This window comes from Methylobacterium sp. 142-1Y (assembly GCF_057747795.1).
The window spans coordinates 5447577-5465973 of record NZ_CM173224.1 but is presented as its reverse complement, the minus strand read 5'-3'; the positions used below and the strand labels follow the sequence as shown (position 1 = coordinate 5465973).

Here is an 18397-nt window from a genome sequence, read left to right as displayed (position 1 = left end):
CCTTCGAACTTCCCTCCGCGGCGGGCGTAGTCCCGGGACATCCATCCCTCTTGCGAGCCGAGGCCATGAGCGACGACACCGACGTTCCCCCGCACCTGTCGGCACAGCGCGCCAATCCGCCGGCCCCGGTCGACGCCCCGAAGCCCAACACCGCGATGCTCAAGGGCGACATCGATTCCGGCCGCAGCGGCGACAAGGTCGAGGTGTTCGATCCCGGCATGGCGATGCTCGGAACCTGCGAGGAGGCGGGCGGCAACGCCCTCTCGCCGAAGGACATCGCCCGGGCCCGCTTCGCCGAGATCAAGGAACGGTGGCGCCTGTCTCCCCGCAAACCGGGCTACGCCCACGACCATACCGACCCGACGCTGGCCCTGTATGTCGGCTTCATCGGGGTTGCGGGGGTGGGCCTCTCCGCGGCGATCTGGCTCATGCGCGCCGCCGCGTGATCGCCGCGAACCGGCGGGCGTCAGGCCCGCCGGAACGCCAACGCCGCCCGGACCGGCGCCGCCGCCAGGGTGAACAAGGCGCCGACCGTCAGGACGAGGGCGACGGAGAGGAGAGCGCCGAAGATGCCGATGAAACGCATGGTGCCGCCTCGCTGGAACGGTGTCGGGCCGCGTCTCGGCGGCCGGGTCGGATGGCAGGACGCGCCGCAAACAAGGCAGGAGTGAGGACTCGAAGACACGCTCAAGCTTGAATCGCAAGGGTCGCGACACTCGGCCTCGCTACCGCCGGGCCGCGGGGTGACCGGGGCACGACACGCAGAACGCCCGCCGGAGGGTTAGGACCTCGGCGGGCGCTCCGTCATCGTGGATTGGGGAATCCGCTACTGTCCCGGAAACGTGCGGCCGGCACACCGGTTCCGGAGGAGGCGGACAGGCATCCGCAGGTTACCGGCCGATACGGCTTCCGGAAGAGTCCTTCCGGACGCCGTATCACCAGCCCGCGCGGTGAAGCCGTAGGCTTCACACGCCTGAGCGAAGCCGGTTTCCGCCTCGCGGAGCGATCAATCGGAAACCATATGAGACGCACCGTTCCGGTGCAGCCTCACCCCTGGACACCAAGCAGTCAGGGCCGGATCGCCGCCGAGGCGTGCCAGGGCTTGCGGATGTCCCGCCGCCGATGATCCAGCCGGGACGAGCACTGCCCGGACCGGATGCGACGCGGGTCCATGATCCGTCCGCATCGGCCGATCGACGACATCTCGATCCAAAGAAATTTTTTCAGCCGGCACAACGGCCCGGCCCAAGCGTGGCGTCCCCGGCAGGGAGCTACGCCCGATTGAAATTCTGCTGCTAAGTCAATGCGTTGCGGGCCCGCCTCCGTCCGCAAATTGTATGACCTGGATGCGTAGAGGTCCAGAGCGAACCTCGGCGGGTCCGATCCAAGCCTAGGGGTCACCCACCTGAGGAGACACCCTCGCGCGGGCGGATCAGAGTTTCCCCCCGTACCCCCGCCCGGCCATTCCCTCCGCAGCGAACGCGAACCCGGACGGGGGCCTCTCCGGGAGCCCGCAGCCGGCCGGCGCCACGCCACCCAGAAGCCCGCCCCCCCCGCGCCAGGAGGAGCACCGCTGCCTCGCCCCTTGGGCTACCATCCAGCCAGCCGCCTGCCCGCCCTTGGGCTGTCCTCCCGCCGTGCCATCGAGCCCCGTCACTCGCCGCCGCCGAAGCACCAAGCCGCCCGCCGGTCTCACCATCGGTTGCTTTTGTCACCACACATCATCGTCCGTCGATGGGTATTGACACGGCGAGTCCGGGGACTCAGCCTGAGGGGACCACCGCCGAGGGCCGCCCCGTGACCGCCTATGTCGCCTACTGCCGCGTGAGCACCGACAAGCAAGGCCGCTCCGGGCTCGGCCTCGAAGCCCAGCAAGCCGCCATCCAGGCCCACCTCAGACCCACTGACGTGCTGCTCCAGCCGCCCTACGTCGAGGTTGAGAGCGGGAGGCGGACCGATCGCCCGCAGCTCCAGGCCGCCATCGAGCGGTGCCGCAAGACCGGCGCAACGCTCCTCATCGCCAAACTAGACCGCCTCGCCCGCAACGTGGCCTTCGTGTCGAGCCTGAAGGACAGCGGGGTTGAGTTCCGGGCTTGCGACTTCCCGGACGCCAACCGGCTGATGGTCCACATCCTGGTGGCCTTCGCGGAGCATGAGGCGGAGATGATCTCTCAGCGCACCAAGGCGGCCCTAGCGGCTGCCAAGGCGAGGGGGACGAAGCTCGGAGGCGACCGGGGCTATCGGCCTGAAGCCCCTCCCACGGCCGAGGATGTGGCCAAGGCGACGGCTGTGAGGCAGCGGAAGGCGGACCATAAGGCCTTTGCCGTGCTGCCGGTCCTGGAGCGGTTGCAGGGGGATGGCGTGGTGGGCCTCTCGGAGCTGGCCAGGAGGCTCAACGAGATGGGCCACCCAACGCCGAGGGGGAATGGGTCTTGGACCGCCACGGCGGTGAAGAGGGCCCTGGCGCGGGTGGCGGTGTGAGCCAGGACCAGGGGTCTCGGAGGCAGAGGCGGCCCTGGCGCGGTGGGAGGCCTGAGGGCAAGCAAGCTACTTGCGAGGGAGCCGAACGTCCTCCCTCAGCCTCGCGAGTTCCTGGGCTACCATCTCGCGAGTATCGCCCAGCTCCTCCCCGGTGACAGTCAGCAAGATGCGTCGGCGAGCTACCTCAAGGAACTCCTCCGCGGACTGGCGGTCCCCTCGGAGATACAGGCTGGCTATTTTTCTATCCTGCAATCGCACGGCGATGAAGAACTCCCCTGGCGCGATCTCCTCAAGATCAACGCGCAGATGGTTTTGATTGTCTGGAGTCATGGCTTAGGGCTGCCCTGGCGCAAGACTTGGGCATACTCCCAAAGCGCGAGGCCAGATACGGCAGCTTAGTCATACCCACTGTGCGGAATACCGAGGGGCGACTTGAGGTCGGCAGGAGGGAAGAGGCGGCAGCCCGGCACCCGCGAGGGGGCGGAACGCGGGCACTAGGCTGCCACCGAGCCCGGGGCAGGCTGGATGGGCCTGCGGGCGTAGGGAAGGGGTAGCTGCGGGAGGGGCCTTCGGGATGTGCGAGGGCGCACGGAGCTTGGTGGTGGCCTAGGGCTTCGGTAGCCCATAGGATTGAAGCGACATTCCTTTCCCCGCCCCGTTTCCTCACAGGTGCCGCCATGCTCCCGAAGCCAATCGATGGGCTGACCTACAGCGATGTGGCGGCGATGGTGCAGGCTGGCGGCCTTCGCGAGGGCCGTACCCTGGACCTGAAGCAAGCCCCGGTGGGCGGCAAGGATGACGACAAGCGGGAGTTCCTGGCTGATGTTTCCGCTCTCGCCAACACGGCCGGTGGCGACATCGTGTTCGGCATCACGGAGGCTCAGGGTGAGGCGACGGGTGCGCCTGGCATCGAGCTGCCTGACCCGGACGCGGAGGTCTTGCGCCTGGAGAGCACCCTGCGGACGGGCCTGGAGCCTCGACTGCCCCGGGTGGAACTGCGGTGGCTGCCGGGATCGGAGGGCAAAGGGCTACTGATTTTGAGGACGCCGCGGAGCTACCTAGGACCGCACCGTGTGACCTTCCGCGGTCACGGGCACTTCTACGGCCGGACCAACGCAGGGAAGACACAGTTGGACGTGGGCGAGCTGCGGGCCGCCTTCCTGGCCACCGAGGGGCTGCACCAGAGTATCCGCCGCTTCAGGAACGAACGGCTTGGCATCATCGAGGCAGGCGAGGGACCTGTAGTTTTGAGAGATGGCGCTAAAGCTGTTCTCCATGTCGTGCCGCTGGAGGCCTTCACAGCGGAACGAGACATCGACATCGACCCACACCGAGACCTCTTGCGGCCTATCGGGTCAATGTCTGGTCTAAATACGATTCACACGATGGAAGGATATGCCACTTATTCAGGGCGTGATGATGTAGTTGGCGGCACATTCAATTTTGCTCTCCTATTTCGATCCGGCATCATTGAGAGTGGATCGACCGTCGGCTATCTCAGTGGTGGCACGCCATTCATCCCCTCATCGGCCATTGAGTGGCGCGTGTTGGAAGCGCTACCATCCTTCCGAAAGAAGCTGTCTGAGAAAGGTATCGGTTTTCCGCTTTACATCTTCCTATCAATCATTGGTGCGCGAGGGCATCAATTTGTTCATGAGCGACGTGAGTTCAGCATCAGGCGCAGCCTACGTTCAGATGTACTTCTGCTGCCGGAAGCTATCATTATGGGCGCCGAGCAGACTGATGAGGAGGTCCTACGGCCAGTCTTCGATCGACTCTGGAACGCCTTCGGCTATGAGAAGTCCTTGAGCTTCGACGCCACTGGCAAGTATGTAGGCGAGCGTGATTGAGGGCTCTTAGCTAGGCTGGGCCACCTGCTCTTCGAAGTTCGGAAAGGCGCGGGGCGGCCCAAGGCCAGCGCACAAGGGTCCGCCCGGCCGTGTGCGCGTTAGGACAGTAGCCTCAAGTGCCTGCCCGCCTTCCTCCGGCGCCTCACCTCCTGCAACGCCTCCCGCTCCTTCCGTCGAACTTCGCTCTCATCGAACCGCTTCAGCCGCGTGAAGGCGTCCACAGCTAGGAAGGAGGCCAACCAGACATCGGCCGCGTGGGTCGCCAGTATCTCAGGCCCGAAGCTCACCAGCGACACACCGTGAGCCGCCGCCGCGGCGACCGCAGCGTAATAGGCCGGTCGGCTCAGCTCCTCCGCCAACTCGGTGAAAGCCGATCGACACACGGTGGCGGCATCGAGAGCCACCGGCAGGTGAGAGACGAAGGGCCGATCGGTCGGGCGGTCAAGGATGGCCACGAACTCCAGGATGGCGGCCAGAGCGGACCATGGGCGAGGCGCTGCGGCCCACTCCAGGTCCCCGAGAGGGTCCGCCGCGATTCGGCGCCAATCGTCAGCCCTCGCCACCATCATATCGATGTGCGCCACCTCGTCCGCAGCCTCGTTGCCGAGGGATGTCGAAAGGTGGACCCCGAGCCAGCCGCCCGCCCCGTCTTCGAATGCCGCGAGCTTGCCCTCGGCGAAGAGGAGGAGACCCCGGGCCAGGTCATCGCCCTGCGCCGCCATCGCTGGGCCGAACTGAGCGACGGAGAGCGGCGACAGGTAGCGGTCGAGGCGAGACCCGGGCGGGATGCCGGGGAGGTCTATCCGCCGCCGGCTAGCCTCCAGGGCGACCTCCAGGACCGCGCTGTTGACCACCATGGGCGGTGGGCCGGCCGCGAAGGCCAGTCTCGTGTTCGCATCCGGGGCGGGAGCGGTCGGCGTCATGCGGCCACCACCTGGCGCTCGCCCGGGAGCAGCATCTCCAGGTCCGCCAGCCGGGCCTTGAGCCCCGCCAGGAACCCCTCCGCCCCGTCCAGGTCGGCCCGCTCCAGCTCCGGCACGAACCAGCGGAGGTGAGCGCGAAGGACCTCAGCGTCCGCCCTGGAGCCGCAAGGAGCCTCCTGGACGGCGTAGGCGGACTCTCGGGCATCGCCCTCGGCATCCCACCGCGCCTCCCCGGCCTCCGCGGTGGTGGCCTGGAGCTTTGCCCACGCCTCCCGACAGGCCGCCAGTGCGTTGCCGAGATTGAGGGCGTTCGTCTCGCAGTCCGTCCCAGGGAGACCGATCACGAGGAAGAGCCGGATGTCGGCAACACGGGCCTTGAGGGCGGCCACTAGGCTGGGCTGCTCGGCGGCGGAGAGGTACCACTCGATGTGCGCCACGAGGGCGCCGGCCCCGCGGAGGTCGCTGCAAGGCGTCTCCAGGAGGGCGGAGACCGCATCGTCCTCGGCCTCCTTAGCGGCCCACGCGAGGGTCTTGCGGGCTTGCTGGCCGGTGGCATCCAGGTACGCTGAGGCTGCCTGACGGGCCTGATAGGCGAGCTGGTGGGCTCGGACGGCGAGGGAGATGGGCGAGGTTGTGCCACAGTCACCGGGGGGCGTGGCGTGCTCTCCTAGGGCGACGGCAAGGGCCTCTATCAGCTTGTCCGCAAGCCAGGCAGCGGGACCAGGGGTGACAGTCCACGAGACGTAGCGCAGCAGGGCGGCGGCATCGGCTCGATCGGCGCAGGGAGCCGCGAGGAACGCCGCCCAAGTCCTATCCTCCGCGTCCTGCGCTGCTAGCCTGGCCTCGGACTCCTCGTCCTCGTTACGGGCGTCCACATCGTTGATCCTCGCTGTGGTGACGCGGTGGGCCCTGATGGCGACCTGGAACGGCGAGAGACTGGGCAGGGTGAACGGGGCGGCGGTGTGGGTCTGATGCTGGTGAGCGAGCTGCATCGGTCAGCCCTCCCGGCCGGCGGTGGTGAGGGTCTGGGCCCAAGCCGGCTTCTCCTCCGAGGTGCCGAACAGGCCCGGCAACGACCGCGCTGCGGCATCCTCCAGCAGGGGACGGACCCGCGTTTCCTCGGCCTCAGCCCGGGAGATGATCCCGCCCCCGAACCACCTATCGGCGAGGGGATAGCCCATGTCGTCAGCCACGCGGCTGTAGAGGGCGAAGGCGGCGGCCAGGGTTCCGACCTCGCGTTGAGCAGTGGACGGGAGGCGGTCCCAGGCGGTGGCGATGGCATCGAGGCTGGGAAGACCATCAGGCCCCGCGGCCTGAGCCGGAACCTTCGCTACGACCTCACTCCGAGCCCACGGCGCTTCCGCCTCCGCGGTTCCGAACAGCGCCGGCAGGGCGGCTTCGGCCAGCACCATGGACTCGGTGAGCCCAGCCGAGGAAACCTCCTCGCATCGGAAGGCTGCCTCCAGAACCACCTCCCGGCCCTCCGTGTTGGCCACGATGAAGTAGAAGGCGTGCAACAGCGCCGCCTCCCCGATCTGGTCCCGCACGGCGGTCGGCAAGGTGTGCCAAGCAGCCCGCACCTCGCCAGGCTCGGGCAGCCGGCGCGACCGCTCGATGGCGGCCTGGCGCTCCTCAGGAGAAGCATCGTCTAAGTGGCGCCCGAGGTGGGCTGAGGCATCCGCGTCGGTGAGCTTCACGGACGGCACGGCGATGGCCGCGAGGGTGGCTTCAAGGCGCACGGCATCGGCCGGCGCAACGGGGCGCTGGTGGATCGTCATGGGTCAGGTTCCTTCAGGTTGTCGTAGGGCGGAAGCGGGATGATCGTCAGTGTTGGACGGTCCAGGGAGGGGCCTCGCCCGCCGCCCCGAACAGGTCTGGCAGGGCGGCCTCAACGGCCTCGTGAAGCTGCATCAGGGCCTCGTCGCAGGCCTCGCTTGCGTCGCGCATGGCCAGGAGGTCAGCCCCGAGCACCCGGTCTTCGTCCCCGTAGGCGGCCCCGGACAGGAAGGCATTGAAGACCATGTCGAGGGCGATGAGGCCGATGCGGTCCCGGGCCCCGGCGGGAAGGGCCAGGAGGGCGGCTCGGCGCTCCTTGGCAGACGGAATGCGGAGGCTGGGCTTGCCCGCCGGTCGGTTTGTGCGGGTGGTCTTCAGGCAGGCGCCGCCGTTCGCTGGCGAGGCGTGCCCGCGCGTCATCATCGTCATAGGAGTGGCTTTCGCTGGTGAGCTTGGAAGCGCCGGGATGGCGCTCCGTGCGAGGCCCCGAGATGCCGGCGAGCCCGGCAGAGAGGCCCCGAGGCGGAGCGTCAGGACCGGGCCGGGAGCCGCAGGCCTTCCTTGTCGAGGCGGTGCCATCGATCGGCCGTGGCCCACGCTCGGCGGCAGCCCGAAGCCACGGCCTGGCGTTCGTAGAAGATGGCGACGTGGGCGCAGTAGAAGCGAGGGTGCATCGGGGCGCCACGAAGAGCAGGCGGCTCAGTCGTGAGGTAAGCCCCGAGGGTATCACCCTCGCCGGCATGGCGGGCGGTCTCGGCGCCATTCAGGCGTGCGACATCGATCGCCGCGAAGTCGATTTCACGCAGCATCAGAGGCAGTTCCGGTTCTGAGCAAAGCTCCGCCGTTGCTTACCCATGGGTGGGCCGCGGGTCGGGCTCAGCGATGTGGCTGGGTGCGGTCCCGGGGAGGGGGATCGCGGGCAGGACCATCCCGCCGTCGCACATTCGTGGCCCGGACTGCGCGTCCTGTCAACTTATGACCACCCTGATTCGCCTTGAAATATGATGTTAGATGGTACATATAGGGGTGCGACAGAGGGTGAAGCGCCCTCTGCAAGGAGCCCGATGGACCAACAATCCTCAGTCCCCGACGCCGGGTTTGTGCCCACCCGGAGCAAGCGTGCCCCCGCCACTGCCTTCGTCAAAATCTTGCAGTGGATGGCCCAAGCCACGAAGTTCGCTGCAACCGGTCTGGATGCAGACGAGCCAAACGATGGCCTCCTTCTGGAGGCTCTGGACGAGTGGTCGATTGGCTTCGTCGGTCGCCCCGAGGTGATGCGGACGCCGCGCCGAACCGTTGTGCGCGTGACGTTTCAGAAGCCTCGCCGCGAGGGGCCGACCACCCGCGTCTTCAACCCGGCTCTGCTAGCGTTCTCTATGCTGCTGTGTGCACCTGGTGGACGGCTTTCCCTTGAGCCGCACGGCCTGACGGGTGGCTACTACTATGTCCGCCTCCGTATTCACGGGAGCCGGCCAGACGGACAGAAGCGCCGGACCTACCTCTTGCGCCTTGCCGCCGACACGCCACCGGACCGCAAAACGAAGGAGCCGAAGAACTTCCGCAGCACTCTGCGCCAGGACCTCGCCACCTACGAACAAGACCCGGGCAGCGAATCCAGTTTGGCCCTCTACAGCACCGCGGAGGCCAAGCAGGACAGTGTCAATCGGTGGCGAGAGTTGCATGCAGAGCGCCCGGGGGTGCTCCCCGCTCCGACCATCGACGCGGACGGGTTCTCAACCCTCCTAGACCTCGCCCACTACCTTCTCAGCCGGGTACCGCTCGGCGTGGAGCACGCGGCGTGAAGCACCGGGGCAACGAGTCTCGCGCCAACCTGGCTCGCACCCGCGGGCCTCGCCCGGCCACTGTCGAGCTACAGGAGCGTACCGCCATGCGTGCAGACGGGGCTCTCCGCTACTGCCCAGTGGTCGGCTGCGGGCGCTTGCCTCAGGCACGGGCGGGGCGGGGGGTCTCCTTCGCCTACTGCCGCTACCACGTCCAGCTTCACAACCGACACGGCTGCCACTGGAAGAAGACCTATTCGGCCTCCGATCTGGAGCCGTACCGCAAGGCAGCCCGCCGGTTCATCCGGGCGAACCCGTATGACTCTTGGATCGTGCATGCGCTGTTCGCTCTGGCCGAGAATATGCGCAACGCGGGCCCGGTAGAGCGCATGGTGGATACCTACAGCATGTCGCCCAACGCCAAGGCCAGGGCTGCTCTCGCCCGCATGCGCCGCCGCGAGGTGCCTCCGGAGACGCTTCTGGTGAACTACCTCGCGGTGTGCTGTGCCATCGAAGAAGACCCGGTCCGGCCCGGCAGCGAGACGGAGAACTATCGCCGGGTGCAGGCTGCGAAGGCGTGCGCTAGGACCGCCGCGACGACCAGCACCGACCTGCCGCCCCGAAACCGCCGATATGCCCGCAGCTCCGGCCGCTTTCTCGTGCACCTCGGGCGAATGCTGGAGGAGGCCTGTGAGCACGTCCAGGGCTACCACCTTCCCGCAATCCTCGCCCTGGCTCGCGAGCCGGCAGCTTCACGGGGAGGCCCTGATGCTGCTACTCGATGACTGGACGGGAGCCCACGCCGGTCCGGTTCGTATGGCGGGGGTCACACAACAGAGTGATATGGCAGACGATCCCCGGGACGCACACGATGCCGCGCGTTGCGAACATATGTTCGACCCGTGGCTGACATGTGGAAACAAACTGGCGCAGACGATCGCCAGTAACCTTGCATCCACCTGGGAGCTATCAGAGCCGCCCCGCCAGCGTGCAATGAAAGCCGCCGATCGCGCCAACCTTGAAGCGATACTTCAGGCTATAGCCGCCAATCTAACCTACTCGGCCGCAATCGGTGTGTGGCCGCCGAGCTGCGGGGTTAGTCTTCGCGCGGAAAAGCAGCCGGTTACTCGCTATGATAGACCAGGCTTTAAAGGGCTGCCGCGCATCCTTAGGATACTCTCTCCAGGCCTGATTACGCTCGATAAGTCGCAAACCAAAGGCGTTGCTAGTAAGATAACTGCGTCACCAAATTTCCTGGACGATCACCGAGTCCTAAAGGCTTTCGGTCTTGGCCCCGAGAAATTCGGTCAGGTACTTGAGAGGGAGACAATCTACCTCAGTCGCAAGTCGCGAGACTACGCCGCCGACTTGGAGGAAAGAGAGCTAATCGATTACGAAGATTGCGAGGACGCTGACCGATTCCGTTCGGAGATGCTCCAAATCAATAAGGCCCTCTCGGAGGCCGAGATTGGCTTGGTGGCTGACGATGGGCCGCCGGTCATCACCAGCATCCGCCTGCTGCGTCGCTACTTCAATATTCCCGCAGATTCCCCGGAGGGAACTGAGCGCTTTGACCATGGTGGACGCCTCTTCGGGGGGTGGTGGCAATCGCTTCCGTCCTCACGAAGACAAAGCATCCGTATTCAGGGAGAGCCGATCGCGGACTTGGATTTTGCCGCGATGTTCCTTCGCTTGGCATACGCAGAGGTCGGGCTCACTCCGCCGCAGGGCGACCTCTACGCATCCGTCCCGAACCTCTCGGGGCTGCATCTGCGCCCGGGGCTGAAGAAATTCACCCTTGCAATGCTCTGTCGTAACACCCCGCTCACTCGATTTCCCAAAGGCACCCGGGGTGAGTTTCCGTCGAACCTCTCCGCGGCGGAAGTACGGGCCGCAATCCTCGCGGGCCATCCAGACCTGATGCCAATCTTCGAGACTGGGATCGGGCTGCGCCTGATGTTTCGAGAGTCCCAAGTGTTGGTATCGGCGCTCCTAGCGCTTACCGCCGAGGGAATTCCTGCGCTGCCGATGCATGATGGGTTGATGATCGCCCGATCCAAAGCTGACCGAGTTGCATCGATCATGGGTGATGCCTCGGAGGCCGTGACGGGGCATCGCCTGCCTATCGCGTTGAAATCATTGTATTAATTACGTCCCACCTAAAGGTCTTCAGGTGGCCTAGGAGTGGACGTGCCGCCACCCCTCACCGCCGCCCTCAGGGCAGAGCGGTCGGGATTGGAGGATAGGGGACAACACCCCTGCCTCCTTCATGCGGAGCCGTGGCGGTGGTCTGTCCCATCGCCCTCACCGTCTCTGCCTCTCCGCTTGGTCCGCCTGAGGCCAAGCCGCGCCGCCCGAGCATGAGGCGGCCCTGTCGTGATGCTGAAGGCGCCCACTCTGCGCCAGCACCAGGACCCTAAGCGTATCGGGATCGGAGGCGAGTAGAGCCCCCGTCCATCACCGCAGCAATCGTCACCGTCACCGAGCATGGCTTCGGAGGGCTCGATGGGTCCTGCTAGCCATCCCGCTCGGCCGAACAGCAACCGCGAAGCCCAGCAAGGCGCACACGGGCGCCTCGTTGCCAGCCCTTTCGGCTGCTCGACGCATCCCACCGAACGAGGAAACCAACCGCATGACACCCGAAGAACTTCGCCAACTCATGGCCGAGCCCGAGGCCCCGAAGGCTCAACCTCAGGCCACCCCTACCGCTACGCCGGCACCTCGCGATGACATGGACGCTTTCCTAGACGGCCTGCCCCCGGTGCAGGGGTCTATACCCGCCCAGGCGCAGACGGCCCCCTCGGGGGTCGCCCCGCAGCCGGCATCCACGGAGCCCACCACTGCGTCGGCACCCACCGACCGCCTTATCGACCGTTTGGACCCCGCGGGCCAGATCGGCGGGGCGATCGTCACGGGTGCCGCCAAGTCCATCTATGAGACGAAGGACTTTCTCTTCGGCCAGACCGCGGAGGCCGACAAGTCCGAGCTGCGGCGCAACATCGAGACCCTGGATAAGGACCTCGGCAACGCCAGCATCGCCAACTCCTTCGTGTCGGGCCTCTCCCAGTTCGCCACCGGGATGCTCGGCGCCGGCAAGCTGGTGGGCATCGCGAAGGCAGTCCCGGCGGTGGGCGGGGCGATCGGCGGCCTGGAGGCCACCCGCAAGGGCTCCGCGGCCCTCTCGACCGCCAAGGCGGCGGCGGTGGGCGCAGTGGCGTTCGACCCCTCCGGGCCCCGCCTGTCGGACCTGGTCCAGAAGTTCCCCGCCCTCCAGAACCCGGTGTCGGACTTCCTCGCCAGCAAGCCCGGGGACAGCGCGGCGCTCGGCCGGACGAAGAACGCCCTGGAGTCCATCGGCGTGGATGCCGCCCTGGCGGGGGTCTTCGCGGCGAGCGTCGCGGGCTTCAAGGCCCTCAAGTCCGGGGAGCAGGCGGTGACCGATGCCGCCCTGAAGGACCTCTCCGCCGCCGTGGCGCACAAGGACGCCAAGCTGGCCGCGAGCAAGGGCGATACGGAGACTGTCGAGGCGCTGCGCCTGGAGCACCCCGAGGCGGTGGCCCAGGCGGAGGCAGCCCTTGCTCCTCCCACTCCTGTCCCGGCGCCGGCAACACCCGCAGCACCACCGACCGAAGCGCCCCTCGCGGACAAGCTCATGGGCTACGTCCAGGAGAAGACCGCGGACGGCAGCCTGGCGGTCACCCTCAAGGACCTCAAGGCCGCCTTCCCCGGCACCCCCTTCGAGGACGTGGTGTCGGGCCTCCGGGGGCTCCAGGACCAGGGCCTCGTCGGGATGATGCGCGTCTCGGACCCGAAGCGGATCAAGAAGGAAGGCCTCGTGGCGGCCGACCTCGGGGGCGGAGAGCCGGTGCATGAGGTCGGCATCCAGCCGGCCGGGCGGGAGTGGAAGCCGCCGATCGCCGAGACCCCCGCGGCCCAGGCCCCGGATGCCATCCAGTCCGACGCCATGTCGGCTCGGAGCCCCCGGAGGTCCCTGGCGGAGCGGGAGGCTGCCGGCGAGACGATCGACTACGGGCCCGACGCGATGCCGGCTCAAGGCACCCGCGACGCCACCGTGTCAGGCTTGCCCGAAGAGGTGCCGCCCGGGGTGAGGACGGAGGAAGGGGGTCTATCCGGCTCCGTGCCGGCCCAGGCCGAGACCACCGCTCCCCGGCTTCTCGACATCACCGATGACCAGGTGCAACGCCTCATCGCCCACAGCCGGGCCGATACCGAACAGCTCCTCTCGCCCGGCGGGTGGGAAGGCGCCATCGATCGGGGGTATCGCTTCGGCGACGGGGGCCGCATCCCGTGGCAGAAGTTCGCCCTGGAGCCGGGCACGGCCCCTGGCACCTCATCGCTGGACCAGGTCATCCGCCGGGTCGCCGATGAGTTCGCCGGGGAGATTGCCGCGGCGAAGGGCGGTGACGGGCCCACGGGCGTGCGCTCGGACGCCATGCAGGACCGCCTCATTCAGCAGCGGGTGGCCATCTACGGCGATGACCCCGAGATGCTTATGGGCGCCCTTCAGCTCGCCGGCAGGAACGCGGACAGGCTGGTGGCGGACGTGGCGGCGGCGGACCTCATCACCCTGCGGGCTGCCCAGGATGCCCAGAACCTCGCGGACCGCATCAAGCTCGGGATGCTGGAAGAGTTCGGCGGGGACCTCACGGAGGCCATGAAGGCGCTTCGGGGCCACTACCAGGTGGCAGCCACCGCGCGGGCCGAGAGCGCGGCCATGGTGGCCAACGCCGCGCGGACCCTCCGGCGCCAGCGGGCCGAGTTCGGCTATACGCCCGAGGACGTGGCGGCGATGGCGAAGCTGTCCGATGCTGACATGCTGACTCTCATCGAGTCGGCGGGGCGGGACCCGCGGGTTGCCGACAGGCTCCTCAGGCAGGGCTTCTGGTCCAAGGTGGTGGACGATGCCTCCTACCTGTACGTGAACAATCTCCTCTGGGGGTTGCGGACCCACTTCGTGAACCTCTCGACCAACAGCTACATGCTGTTCGGGAGACCCCTGGAGCGGATGGTCGGCGGGGCGGTCCAGGGCGACATGGCCCGGGTTGCCGAGAACGCCCGGCAGTACGCCTATATGGCCGGCTCGCTGCACGAGGCCTGGCGTGATGCCGTCCGTACCTGGCAGATCGGGGACAGCATCCTCGCCCCGAACACGGCGGAGGTAACCGCCAGCTCGGCGGGCCGCTCGGTTAACTGGGTGGCCGAGGGGTACAAGCAGTGGGACTCGATCCCAAACATCCTGTCCAACACCTATACGGGGTTCATGAAGGCGGCCGGCCTGCCCACCCGCGCCCTCGGCTCCGTGGATGAGCTGGTCAAGCAGGTGGTCTACCGCTCGAAGGTCATGGCGGCGGCTCACGGCCAGGGCATCGAGGCTGGCCTAGAGGGCCCGGCGCTCACCGAGCACGTCCGCCAGACGCTCAATGCTGCCTTCGATGATGCCGGCCGGGCGGTGGACCTGAAGGCCCTCGAAGAGGCCCAGATTGCGACCTTCCAGCAAGACCTCCTCCCGAACACGCTGGGCAAGTGGGTATCGTCCGGGACCAGCTCCGTGCCAGCCCTGAAGTTCATCGTGCCGTTCGTGAAGACCCCGACCAACGTGCTTCGGATGGGCTGGAAGATGACCCCGGGGCTCAACCTGGCGCAGCGGGAGTTCCGCCAGATGATCCAGGGCGAGATGGGAGCTGAGAAGCAGGCCCAGGCCATCGGGCAGGCGGCGATGGGCTCCCTGTTCATGGGCACCGCCGCCATGCTCACCCATGCGGGCTACGTGACCGGGGGCGGACCGGATGACGCGGAACAGCGGAAGACGCTGATGGCCACCGGCTGGCAGCCCTACAGCTTCGTCATCCCCGGCGAGGACGGGAGGCCCGCCTACGTGAACTTCGGCCGCTACGATCCCATCGCCATGCCCTTCGGCATCATGGCGGACGTGGTCGATATCCTGGAGCGGGACCATGATGGCGACGGCCCCAGGGAGCAGGCGGTGGCGGCCCTCGGCGGGGTCTTCCTCTCCCTGGTCAAGCAGCTCGGGCAGAAGACCTACCTGACCTCGCTCAATGACGCGCTCGATGTGCTGAGGACCCCGGACCGGAGCCTCGGGAAAGTGGCGGGGGGCATGGCGGCCAACTTCGTCCCGTTTGCCTCGGGGCTGCGGTTCATCAACCCGGACCCGCTGATGCGGGAGACCCGGAGCGTGGTGGACAAGATCAAGGCCACCGTGCCGGGACTGTCCGACCGCCTGCCGCCGCAGCGCGACATCTTTGGCGATCCCCTGACGGTCCATAAGGGCCTCTGGGTTACCGGGGCCGGGGGTCTGGTGGACGCCGAAGTGCGGCGCATGGTGGACGAAGCGGGCATGATGCCGTTCGGACCACCGGACTCCGCTTTCCGCGGGGTGGACCTCCGTGATGTGCGCACGGCGGACGGGCGGAACGCCTATGACCGCTATCAGGAGCTTGCTGGGCACCTGCCGCGGGGGCCGAGCATGAAGGCGACGGTAGAGCGCATCATGCGAACCGCGGCCTACCAGAGGGCGCCGGACGGCAAGGCGGAGACCAAGGGCACCAAGCAGGCGATGTTCACCGGGACGGTCGCTAAGTACCGCGAGGCGGCCGGGAAGCTGCTCATGGCGGACCCGAACGTCCGGCAGGCGGTCTACCAGCAGACCCTCAAGGGCCGTGCTGCGGTGGCCGCGAAGGATGGCGTGAAGTCGGATCGGGCGACCGGCGCCGAGGCTCTGGAGAAGTTGGGCAGGGCGACAGGGGTGGACCTGAGCGGGGTCCTGCCGACGCAGCAGTAAGCTTGGCACTGAGGGCGTGATGGTGGCGGGGAGGTGCCTTCGGGTTCCTCCTCGCCGCTGCCACCACCTCGCATGACCTAAGTGGCGCAAATTATGTTTGGGACTAAGGCGCCGCGCAAGCGTACAGAGTTAATCAATACTAATAAAGTTGGCTCCCGCATCTTCTTTTAAAATTAGATCATCTGCATTTATTGTAGACTCTTTCGGAGAGATAGTGCCATTATCTTTCTTTGTCACATGCATAAATAAACTGGTGTGGTGTACTTCATTCATATCCGATGGAAATGTGTAAGTCACGCATAGGCAAACAAAAAGCTGAACATCATCCGATTTTAGCAAATCGCTAACCCAGGGATGCTGAAATATTGTTGCTCTTGGATATATCTTTAAAGTTTTTCCATCGCTCCCATTTGGCATACTGTCGCTAGGAGCGAGATGAAGGCCATACGGCAAGCCTCTATTTTTTGATTTTGCGATGAACTCTCGCCATTCCAGAATGGAAGCCCCGCGCTGCCCGCCAGCAAAAATCTCAGCATTTGGAGATATTTTCAGAGCGATTGCGTTGCCGATGTTCTTCAAACTCAATTTAACATCCATATAAATACCAATATCATCAAATTTTATACCTTCGTCTACGATCTCTGCGCCGACGATAATCCAAGGCCTTTGGCTATTTATTAGTGTGTTCCGGGCAACAATGGCGGATTCGTTGGCAGCGTTGGCGGCATCACGGGCGACTTGGATTTGTTTCTCGCCCGCCTTCCAAAGCTTGTCAGTGGATCGCCACAGTAGGAGTGTGAAGACGACCAATAAGGCATTGAAGAAAATTAATACCCAGTCCGTCAGCTTGCCGTAGTCCCATTCCTGCTCACCCTGACGTCTGGGCTCGATTTCTGGAGAGGCGGACGAAATTAGCTTCGAGGCTCCGCGAGGCTCAACAGCCGGGTTGCCTGAGACCTTAGCCCGGATGCTCTGCGCACTCTGCTGGTGCTCAATGTTGCTCGCGATTTGAAGTGCCGCTGAACGCCAAACGGCAAGGCCTGCCAAAGCGATGATGGCGGTTAGGAGCACGATCAACCGTCGATCCATTGCCGTCCCTACAGTCACATAAACGCGCTTTAATGCGCCTAAGCTAAGCCAGGGAAGGCCGCAAGGAAGAACGCAGCGAGGAATGTGCCGGGGCGCATTGGATGGCCGATGAAGCTGCTTGCGGCGCAGAGCGGGACAAGGCGAGCATGACCTCTCCGCCCGGCCCGCCAGCCTTGACCGAACCAACCGGCCCGTGGCGTGTTCCCTCTTCGTTCTCAATGATTCGGACGGAGGGCACACGATGCTGGCGAGACACACCGGACCCGCTGAAGGCCCGTCCTCCGCTCCCGCCGGTACCTCATGCCCCGTCGAGGCCATTGCCGCGGCCTACCTCTCGCAGACCTCAGGCGACCTCGCGCTTGCCCTCCGGTGCGCTATCACGGATGCGTTGGCGGACCTCCTGGAGGCCGAGCGCCGGACGCGTGAACGCTCCCGCCTCATCTCCCGGGGCTTCGTCCGTGGGCGCCTTGACGACATCGGCGATGCGCTTTGACGATCCGCCACCGGCCCGGCCGAGCAACCTTGCCGCCTACCCCTACGTGGTGGTGCGGGTAGGCTGCCCTCAATGCCCCGATCGGCAGGGGAGCTACCGGCTCGCGAGGTTGGCCGCGAAGTTCGGCCCTGAGACCCCGCTGGAGGAAGTGCTGGACCGGATCGCGATGGATTGCCCCTGGCGGGACGTGCCGAGGGCAAGGGCGAAGAGCCAGTACGTGCCGAAGTGCAAGGCGTATTTCGTGGACCTGGAGCGGCCCGGGAGACCGCCGGATTTGCCTCCGGGGGTCATGAAGCTGCGCTTGGTGCAAGGCGGGAAGGGGTGACCAAGCTCAGAACACTTTACGGTCGTCATCACTGTCCTGCCGGCTGACCCCGGGACTCTGTTATCCACAGCCGAATCGAGGACTGAGAAAGTGGGCTGCTTTTCGTGAGCGCTTAAAGGCTGCAAAAATCATCGCATGGCTAGATGCACTGCGCCCAAAGAAGGTCATCGCTCGGCTAGCGCCGCAGCAGCATGCCCCGCATGTCGTCACCGCTTTGGTGGCTACAGGTCATATTCGTATCCATCTTACCCCTCATATCCCTCCTATTCCTCTTCTGGAAGCATCGGCGGCGGCAGAAGCGCTAGCGGGGGAGGCAGTAGCAGAGGCTCCAAGCCCCGCTGGTCGCGAACAAGTTCACCCGTGCTCTATACGCCTGCGCAAGTACGAGCACTCACGCCGATCCGCGAGAGCGTTGAGGACCTTGCGCAGAAGCAGCCTGACCTTCGAGACGCCTTTTTGTGTCATGCTTGGGACGACCGGCAGGGAGCCGCTAAGGAGCTTCACGACCTCCTCGTAGCCCGCGGCGTCTCAGTTTGGTTCAGTGAGAAGGACGTTGGTCTCGGTGTGCCGTTGATGCGGGCCATCGACAAGGGCTTAGCGAATTCGAGAGTTGGGATTGTGCTGGTAACTCCCGCGCTGCTGGACCGCCTGCGAAAAGAGGGCATCGCCGACAAAGAGCTTTCGGTTCTCCTCAGAGGTGAGAGGCTCATCCCGATCCTTCACGGAGTGACTTTCGAGGCGCTGAACAATGTCAGTCCCATGTTGGCATCCCGAAGTGGTCTGGACTCCGCAGAAGACCCGATGACGGAGATTGTAGCGAAGCTCGCCGAGGTGCTTACCCCCTAGGTCGGCAGCCTAC

At 65.9% G+C, this 18397-nt stretch carries 16 protein-coding genes; 10 read left to right on the top strand and 6 right to left on the bottom strand.

All coding sequences use genetic code 11. The features are described from left to right. The first annotated feature begins 65 nt into the window (after positions 1-65). The 3 genes from AC3AOF_RS25120 (at position 66) to AC3AOF_RS25110 (ending at position 4331) form a co-directional block, all read left to right on the top strand. Positions 66-446, top strand: a complete 381-nt coding sequence (locus AC3AOF_RS25120) for a hypothetical protein (RefSeq protein WP_488346812.1) — start codon at positions 66-68, stop codon at positions 444-446. Between the two features lie 1351 nt (positions 447-1797). Further along, positions 1798-2481: a recombinase family protein gene (locus tag AC3AOF_RS25115; RefSeq protein WP_488346811.1), complete on the top strand. Its 684-nt coding sequence runs from the start codon at positions 1798-1800 to the stop codon at positions 2479-2481. A 677-nt stretch (positions 2482-3158) separates the two neighbouring features. Then, on the top strand, positions 3159-4331 hold the full coding sequence (locus tag AC3AOF_RS25110; RefSeq protein ID WP_488346810.1) for an AlbA family DNA-binding domain-containing protein: 1173 nt from the start codon (positions 3159-3161) through the stop codon (positions 4329-4331). A 98-nt stretch (positions 4332-4429) separates the two neighbouring features. Here AC3AOF_RS25110 and AC3AOF_RS25105 read toward each other — a convergent pair whose 3' ends face one another. The 5 genes from AC3AOF_RS25105 to AC3AOF_RS25085 all read right to left on the bottom strand — a co-directional run bounded on the left by AC3AOF_RS25105 (position 4430) and on the right by AC3AOF_RS25085 (position 7839). Continuing rightward, complete coding sequence (locus AC3AOF_RS25105) at positions 4430-5254, bottom strand: DNA-directed RNA polymerase (RefSeq protein WP_488346809.1); 825 nt, start codon at positions 5252-5254, stop codon at positions 4430-4432. Beyond that, complete coding sequence (locus tag AC3AOF_RS25100) at positions 5251-6246, bottom strand: hypothetical protein (RefSeq protein WP_488346808.1); 996 nt, start codon at positions 6244-6246, stop codon at positions 5251-5253. The genes AC3AOF_RS25105 and AC3AOF_RS25100 overlap by 4 nt, the downstream gene beginning before the upstream one ends. Before the next feature lie 3 nt (positions 6247-6249). Further along, on the bottom strand, positions 6250-7032 hold the full coding sequence (locus tag AC3AOF_RS25095) for a hypothetical protein (protein WP_488346807.1): 783 nt from the start codon (positions 7030-7032) through the stop codon (positions 6250-6252). Between the two features lie 46 nt (positions 7033-7078). After that, positions 7079-7459, bottom strand: coding sequence for a hypothetical protein (locus AC3AOF_RS25090; RefSeq protein ID WP_488346806.1), 381 nt, complete (start codon positions 7457-7459; stop codon positions 7079-7081). Between the two features lie 101 nt (positions 7460-7560). After that, a complete protein-coding gene (locus AC3AOF_RS25085; RefSeq protein WP_488346805.1) occupies positions 7561-7839 on the bottom strand; it encodes a hypothetical protein in 279 nt (92 codons plus the stop codon). A 255-nt stretch (positions 7840-8094) separates the two neighbouring features. On the opposite strand from AC3AOF_RS25085, the gene AC3AOF_RS25080 reads away from it, so the two are divergent. From AC3AOF_RS25080 to AC3AOF_RS25065, 4 genes are all read left to right on the top strand, one after another. Then, positions 8095-8832: a hypothetical protein gene (locus AC3AOF_RS25080; RefSeq protein WP_488346804.1), complete on the top strand. Its 738-nt coding sequence runs from the start codon at positions 8095-8097 to the stop codon at positions 8830-8832. 86 nt (positions 8833-8918) lie between these two features. Continuing rightward, entirely contained in the window at positions 8919-9596 is a 678-nt protein-coding gene (locus AC3AOF_RS25075; RefSeq protein ID WP_488346803.1) for a hypothetical protein, read from the top strand. Further along, entirely contained in the window at positions 9580-10959 is a 1380-nt protein-coding gene (locus tag AC3AOF_RS25070) for a hypothetical protein (RefSeq protein WP_488346802.1), read from the top strand. Before AC3AOF_RS25075 ends, AC3AOF_RS25070 begins: the two co-directional genes overlap by 17 nt. A 484-nt stretch (positions 10960-11443) precedes the next feature. Further along, positions 11444-15631, top strand: a complete 4188-nt coding sequence (locus AC3AOF_RS25065) for a hypothetical protein (protein ID WP_488346801.1) — start codon at positions 11444-11446, stop codon at positions 15629-15631. Between the two features lie 129 nt (positions 15632-15760). On the opposite strand, the gene AC3AOF_RS25060 is transcribed toward AC3AOF_RS25065, so the two are convergent. After that, positions 15761-16702: a hypothetical protein gene (locus AC3AOF_RS25060; protein ID WP_488346800.1), complete on the bottom strand. Its 942-nt coding sequence runs from the start codon at positions 16700-16702 to the stop codon at positions 15761-15763. A 259-nt stretch (positions 16703-16961) separates the two neighbouring features. Between AC3AOF_RS25060 and AC3AOF_RS25055 the strand changes: the two genes are divergently transcribed. The 3 genes from AC3AOF_RS25055 to AC3AOF_RS25045 all read left to right on the top strand — a co-directional run bounded on the left by AC3AOF_RS25055 (position 16962) and on the right by AC3AOF_RS25045 (position 18384). Then, positions 16962-17213 (top strand): hypothetical protein, encoded by a 252-nt coding sequence (locus AC3AOF_RS25055; RefSeq protein ID WP_488346799.1) that lies wholly within the window; start codon positions 16962-16964, stop codon positions 17211-17213. Next, positions 17203-17538, top strand: coding sequence for a hypothetical protein (locus AC3AOF_RS25050; protein WP_488346798.1), 336 nt, complete (start codon positions 17203-17205; stop codon positions 17536-17538). Before AC3AOF_RS25055 ends, AC3AOF_RS25050 begins: the two co-directional genes overlap by 11 nt. 360 nt (positions 17539-17898) lie before the next feature. Continuing rightward, positions 17899-18384 (top strand): toll/interleukin-1 receptor domain-containing protein, encoded by a 486-nt coding sequence (locus AC3AOF_RS25045; protein WP_488346797.1) that lies wholly within the window; start codon positions 17899-17901, stop codon positions 18382-18384. Positions 18385-18397: the final 13 nt, after the last annotated feature.